5 protein-coding genes and 1 tRNA gene are annotated in these 6,317 nt (G+C 59.2%); 5 read left to right on the forward strand and 1 reads right to left on the reverse strand.

The genetic code is table 11. The features are described from left to right. The 5 genes from ACEW8J_RS05595 to folE all read left to right on the forward strand — a co-directional run. Window positions 1-385, forward strand: a 385-nt coding sequence (locus ACEW8J_RS05595) for a DALR anticodon-binding domain-containing protein (RefSeq protein ID WP_373490658.1), incomplete at its 5' end; no start/stop codon positions are given. Between the two features lie 203 nt (window positions 386-588). Next, window positions 589-3,267: a pyruvate, phosphate dikinase gene (gene ppdK / locus ACEW8J_RS05600; RefSeq protein ID WP_373490659.1), complete on the forward strand. Its 2,679-nt coding sequence runs from the start codon at window positions 589-591 to the stop codon at window positions 3,265-3,267. 78 nt (window positions 3,268-3,345) lie between these two features. Then, the gene (locus tag ACEW8J_RS05605; RefSeq protein ID WP_373490660.1) at window positions 3,346-4,719 is read left to right on the forward strand and encodes a caspase domain-containing protein; all 1,374 of its coding nucleotides are present in this window, start codon (window positions 3,346-3,348) and stop codon (window positions 4,717-4,719) included. Window positions 4,720-4,771: 52 nt separating this feature from the next. Beyond that, window positions 4,772-4,848, forward strand: a tRNA-Arg gene (locus ACEW8J_RS05610). 99 nt (window positions 4,849-4,947) lie between these two features. After that, on the forward strand, window positions 4,948-5,568 hold the full coding sequence (gene folE / locus ACEW8J_RS05615) for a GTP cyclohydrolase I FolE (RefSeq protein ID WP_373490661.1): 621 nt from the start codon (window positions 4,948-4,950) through the stop codon (window positions 5,566-5,568). A 12-nt stretch (window positions 5,569-5,580) separates the two neighbouring features. Here the strand turns inward: folE and ACEW8J_RS05620 are convergent. Further along, window positions 5,581-6,317, reverse strand: a 737-nt coding sequence (locus ACEW8J_RS05620) for a Fe2+-dependent dioxygenase (protein ID WP_373490662.1), incomplete at its 5' end; no start/stop codon positions are given.

Below are 6,317 nucleotides of genomic sequence, written 5' to 3' on the forward strand. Positions count from 1 at the left end.
CATATTGAAGAAAGAGGGCGGCACCAGTGCCCCTGCGGAGGCAGGGGCCCATCTCCCGACCTCTGATCCTGACGCAACGGTCCGTGATGGACCCCTGCCTGCGCAGGGGAACAATATTCTTTCCTACACGCCCGAAAAAGCCGAAAAGGCTCTGATCGACGCGCTCGACGCGACGCAACCGCAAGTGACCGCTGCGATCGAAGCAGAGCGTTTTGAAGCCGCCATGACCGCGCTCGCCGCGCTGCGCGGACCGATTGACCAGTTTTTCGAGGATGTGACCGTGAATGATGATGATCCCGCAAAGCGCGAAGCCCGTCTCGCCCTGCTGGCGCGGTTCCGCGATGCGGTGCATCAGGTGGCCGATTTCTCGCAGATCGAGGGCTAGCAGGGATTTGATTCATAACTGTGTAAAGATTGTAAAGAATAGCAGCGAGCTTTTGCGCAATTGGTGATCGGAAATAGCCCTCTCCCCTTCAGGGGAGAGGGTTGGGAGAGGGGAAGTCTCTCCATATTTTAACTGAATTGGCCGGCACGGAGGCTTCCCCCCTCTCCCCGGCCCTCTCCCCTGAAGGGGAGAGGGAGATAATGATGACCCAATATGTATATCGTTTCGGTGGTGGGATCGACGCAGATGGCGCGCCGTCTGACAAGACCGAGGCCCGCAACCTGCTCGGCGGCAAGGGGGCCAATCTCGCTGAAATGGCCAATATCGACCTGCCGGTACCACCCGGATTCACCATCTCCACCGCGATGTGCACGAAATATTATGCCGATGGACGCGTCTATCCCGACAGTCTCGACGCCGAAGTGGCGCAGGGCATTGCCCATATCGAAGGTGTCACCGGCAAGACGTTCGGCAATCCGGCCGATCCGCTGCTGGTATCGGTCCGTTCCGGTGCCCGCGCCTCGATGCCCGGGATGATGGACACGGTGCTCAATCTCGGCTTGAACGACGACACGGTCGAGGGTCTGGCCAAAACCTCCGGCGACGAACGCTTCGCCTGGGACAGCTACCGCCGCTTCATCCAGATGTACAGCGATGTGGTGCTCGAACTCGATCATGACGCCTTCGAAGAAGCACTGGAAATAATCAAGGAAGACAATGGCTTCTTCACCGATACTGAGATGGAGTCGAAGCATTGGAAAGCCCTGGTCGCGGAATATAAGGGCCTGGTCGAGAAGCTCTGGGGCAAGCCGTTCCCGCAGGATGTGAATGACCAGCTCTGGGGCGCCGTCAGCGCCGTCTTCGGCAGCTGGCAGGCGGAACGGGCCAAGGTCTACCGCCGTCTCAACGATATTCCCGGCGAATGGGGCACCGCGGTCAATGTCCAGGCGATGGTGTTCGGCAATATGGGCGAAACCAGCGCCACCGGCGTTGCCTTCACCCGCAATCCGTCGACCGGCGACAGCGCTTATTATGGCGAATGGCTGATCAACGCGCAGGGCGAGGATGTCGTCGCCGGTATCCGCACGCCGCAATATCTCAGCAAAGCCGCCCGCGAGGAGGCCAATGCCAAGCCGCTGTCGATGGAAGAGGCGATGCCGGAGACCTACAAGGAGCTGACCACCGTCTTCGATTTGCTCGAACGCCATTATCGCGACATGCAGGATATCGAATTCACCGTAGAGCGCGGCAAATTGTGGATGCTGCAGACCCGCTCGGGCAAGCGCACCGCCAAGGCGGCGCTGAAAATCGCGGTCGACATGGCCCATGACGGCCTGATCACCGAGGAAGAGGCAGTGATGCGCGTCGATCCGATGGCGCTCGACCAGCTGCTCCACCCGACGCTCGATCCCGATGCCGTGCGCGATGTCCTGACCACCGGCCTGCCGGCCTCTCCCGGCGCTGCCAGCGGCCTGATCGTGTTCGACAGTGACACCGCCGAACGGCGCACGGAAATGGGCGATGACGTCATCCTGGTGCGGACCGAAACTTCGCCCGAGGATATCCACGGCATGCATGCCGCCAAGGGTATCTTGACGGCGCGTGGCGGCATGACGTCACATGCCGCCGTGGTTGCCAGGGGCATGGGCAGACCTTGTGTTTCCGGTGCCGGCACAATCTCGATCAACAATGAAACCAAGGTCATGAAGGTCGGCGACCGCGAGCTGAAGGAAGGCGACATGCTGACCATCGATGGCAGCAATGGCCAGGTGATGGCGGGCCGGGTCGACACGATCCAGCCGGAACTGGTCGGCGATTTCGGCGTACTGATGGTCTGGGCCGACAAGGTCCGCCGTCTTGGCGTCCGCACCAATGCGGAAACCCCGCTCGATTGCCAGGTCGCCCGCGATTTCGGCGCCGAGGGCATCGGCCTGTGCCGGACCGAACATATGTTCTTCGATGCCGCCCGGATTACTGCCGTTCGCCAGATGATTCTGGCTCCAGACGAAAAGGGCCGCCGCGCCGCCCTGGCCAAATTGCTGCCCGAACAGCGCGACGATTTCCGCCAGATATTCGAGGTCATGGTCGGCCTGCCAGTGACTATCCGCCTGCTCGATCCGCCGTTGCACGAATTCCTACCGCATCACCAGTCGGAGTTCGAGGAAGTCGCGAAAGCCGCCGATGTCGGCGTGGACACGCTGAAACAGCGGGCCAATGAACTGCATGAGTTCAACCCGATGCTCGGCCATCGCGGCTGCCGTCTTGGCGTCACTTATCCCGAAATCTACGAAATGCAGGCGCGGGCGATCTTCGAGGCGGCCTGCGAAGTGGCGGAAAAGAGCGGCGAAGCCCCGATACCCGAAGTCATGATACCGCTCGTCGCCACCGCGCGCGAGCTGGAACTGATGAAGGATGTCGTCGACCGGATGGCGAAAGAAGTCTTCGCCGAAAAAGGCCGGGAGATTGAATATCTCGTTGGCACGATGATCGAACTGCCGCGCGCCGCGCTGATGGCCGGCGAGATCGCTGCGCATGGCGAGTTTTTCAGCTTCGGCACCAATGACCTGACCCAGACCACGCTCGGCGTCTCGCGCGACGATGCCGGCCGCTTCCTGACCCAATATGTCGACAAGGGCATTTTTCCACGCGATCCGTTTGTCAGCCTCGATATCGAGGGCGTCGGCCAGCTGATCGAAATCGCCGCGGAGCGGGGCAGGGCGGCGCGCCCCGACATCAAGCTGGGCATTTGCGGCGAGCATGGCGGCGACCCGGCTTCGATCGCCTTCTGCGAGAAAACCGGGCTCGATTATGTCAGTGCATCGCCCTATCGCGTACCGATCGCCCGGCTCGCCGCGGCCCAGGCGGCATTGACTAGCAAATAGGTCATTTCGCCAAATATCGTCTGCCCACCTTGTGGATGGCTTCACAGTCTGTCAAATTGGGGCAACTGGGGGTGGGCCATGTTCCGATATTGTCTGATATGTGTTTTCATATTTCTTACGCTGACGGGAACGGCGGAAGCAAAGCGCGTTGCCCTGATTATCGGCAACGCCAACTATGCAAATACCAGCATATTGACCAATCCGGCAAATGATGCGCAGCTGGTCGCGGCTGCGGCGGATCAGGCAGGCTTTGATGATGTCACCATCGTCCAAAATCTGGCGGTCACGGACTTTCAGCTGGCGCTGCGCGATTTCCGGAAAAAGGCAAATGGCGCGGATGTCGCGATGGTCTATTATGCCGGGCACGGTATCGAAGGGCAGGGAAAGAACTGGCTGATCCCGACGGATGCTGCACTGAATGACGATTTTGATCTGCCCTACGAAGCCATCGCGCTGGACCGGGTGATGGAATCATTGGCTGGCGCGCAGATACGCATGGTGGTGCTGGATGCTTGTCGCAACAATCCGTTCGCGCGATCCTGGAAATCAGGCACGCGTGCGGTGAATCGCGGGCTGATAGGTATTGAGGCGGATGATGTTCTCGTGATCTATGCCGCTGCCCCGGGTCAGACGGCCGCTGATGGGGACGGCAAAAACTCGCCTTTTGCGGAGTCTCTGGCGAAAAGACTGCCCCAGCCCAATCTGCCCGTGCAATTGCTCGGCGGTTCGGTTCGCGATGATGTGCTGACGGCGACCGGTGGAACCCAGCGACCCTTTGTCAGCGCCAGCATCACCGGCACGCCCATCTATCTGGTTGGCGGTGAGCAAGGCGCTGCGACGGATACGCCGACGGTCACCGAAACCAATCCAGTGCTTGCTTTGGATGAAACCGCACTCGATGCCCTGGCTTGGCAGGGTGCTCTCAGTGCGAATAATCTCGCCGCATTTGCCAATTATCTGGAACAATTCCCCGGCGGCAAATTTGCTCGTCTGGCGAGTGAGAATATGGCGAGTCTCCGCAAAGGGGGAAAGGGTAATGGCGCCGCGCAAAATACCGGTTTAATGAAAGCCATTTTGCCTGACCGGTACGCGGTCGAGCAGGGCGATAGCTTGCCGATTGACGGAATCTGGAAAATTTCTTCGATCAAGAAGAGGATCCGGATTGAAAAAGGCCGGGCCTTCGTTTTGGATGGCTGGGTACACGCATTGATCTTCGCCATCACACCGGACATGGTTGTCCTCAAAGATTTCACCAGGACCAAAGCGGGCCAGTTTTCCGCCTATGACTTGCCGCTCAATGGGAAGGCGGAAATGACGCTTCGGCCCGATGGAAATCTGAATGTGAGGGTTAAAACTTTCCCTTTTCCCATAACCTATACGCTGGTGAGGGAAACGCTCGATGATGCTGCGGCAATGGCAGCCGAGCAGGCCTTGTTGGTCGTAGAAAATTGACAGAAATGGGTTGCCAGCGGACTAATCCCCGCCTATCTGCACCGTCTGGTTAGCGCCCATAGCTCAGCTGGATAGAGTACTTGACTACGAATCAAGGGGTCGGGAGTTCGAATCTCTCTGGGCGCACCATTTTCCTTCTTCATCTGACATGTCCCAAGGTGCACTTGCGCATCGGTCCCCGCTGGCCTATTTTGTTGGCATTGCACCTGCTGAAGTGAAGGACCTGCCTTGGCCGATTATTCCAACTCCATTGTCGATGCGCTCGCCGAGCGCGAATCCCTGAAACTTCCGGTACCCGACGAGGTCCAGGAAGCGGTGCGGACGCTGCTGCGCTGGGCCGGAGACGATCCCGAGCGCGAAGGGCTGATCGACACCCCGAAGCGGGTGGCGCGGGCGTGGAAGGAATATTGCGAAGGCTATGCCGAAAACCCGGCCATGCATCTGGCGCGAACCTTCGAGGAAGTGGGCGGCTATGACGAGCTGGTGCTGCTCAAGGACATCCCGTTTCACTCTCATTGCGAACATCATATGGCACCGATCATCGGCAAGGCGAGCATCGCCTATATGCCGACCGACAAGGTCGTCGGCATCTCCAAGCTGGCCCGCGTGCTGCATGGCTTCGCCCGGCGACTGCAGGTACAGGAACGGCTGACCGCCGAAGTCGCCGAATGTATCTGGGACAATCTCAAGCCGCACGGCGTGGCGGTGGTGATCGAGGCCAACCACAGCTGCATGACCGCTCGCGGCGTCCGCACACCCGGCGTGGCAATGATCACCAGCCGATTGTTCGGCTGTTTCCTGGATGATGCCCGCAGCCGCAAGGAAGTGTTGAGCCTGATGGGCTATTGATCAACGACCTGATCAGCGCATCCATTTGCGCATCAGATTATACTGGACCGCCTGCAAACGGGTATAATTGTCGTGCGCCATATTGAGCCCCTCAAGCGCCGCCACTTCGTTCAGTTCGTAAAGCAGATTGCGCTCGGTGACGTCCGGGATCTTGCTCTGGATGAAGGTGATGGCGACCATGCGTTCGCCAGCGGTCACCGCTTCGACTTCGTGCAGGGTTGAGGACGGATAGACGATCGCGGTGCCTGGCAGGCCCTTGAACCGCATGCCCGCCTCGCCCTGTGTCACATGCAGGGCACCGCCCTTGCAGTCGTTCACATCGCTGAGGAATATCGTGCAGCTCAGGTCCGAACGGAGCGGGCCCTCGGGCAGCGGGATGACCGCGCTGTCGGCGTGCAGCCCGTAGTTCATGCCCGGCTCGTATCGGGTGATCAGCGGCGGTGCGACTTTTTCTGGGAAAGCGAAGTCGACGAATTCTCGGTTGCCCATCAACGCGTCATGTAGGATCTTTGACGATTTCTGATAGCCTTCGACATCGTGCAATTGCAGATTATTCTTCACCTTGCTGTGCGGATTGCTGATCTTGCCGTCAACAAATTGCGCCTTGTCGGCAATGTTTTTCAGTTCGTTGACCTGATTCTGGTCGAGTAAGCTGAGTTGCTTGAACATTATCTTGTCGATTCCGCTGTTGCTTTCGCGGCAGCGATTTTCGTGAAGCGCCGCGCCAATTGATCGACCCATAGCAGCGT

It is taken from the genome of Parasphingorhabdus sp. (assembly GCF_041748495.1).
Classification (GTDB): Bacteria; Pseudomonadota; Alphaproteobacteria; order Sphingomonadales; family Sphingomonadaceae; genus Parasphingorhabdus.

Coding starts and splice junctions, on each gene's coding strand:
- ppdK (WP_373490659.1), top strand. CDS start 589: ATGACCCAATATGTATATCGTTTCGGTGGTGGGATCGACGCAGATGGC.
- ACEW8J_RS05605 (WP_373490660.1), top strand. CDS start 3,346: ATGTTCCGATATTGTCTGATATGTGTTTTCATATTTCTTACGCTGACG.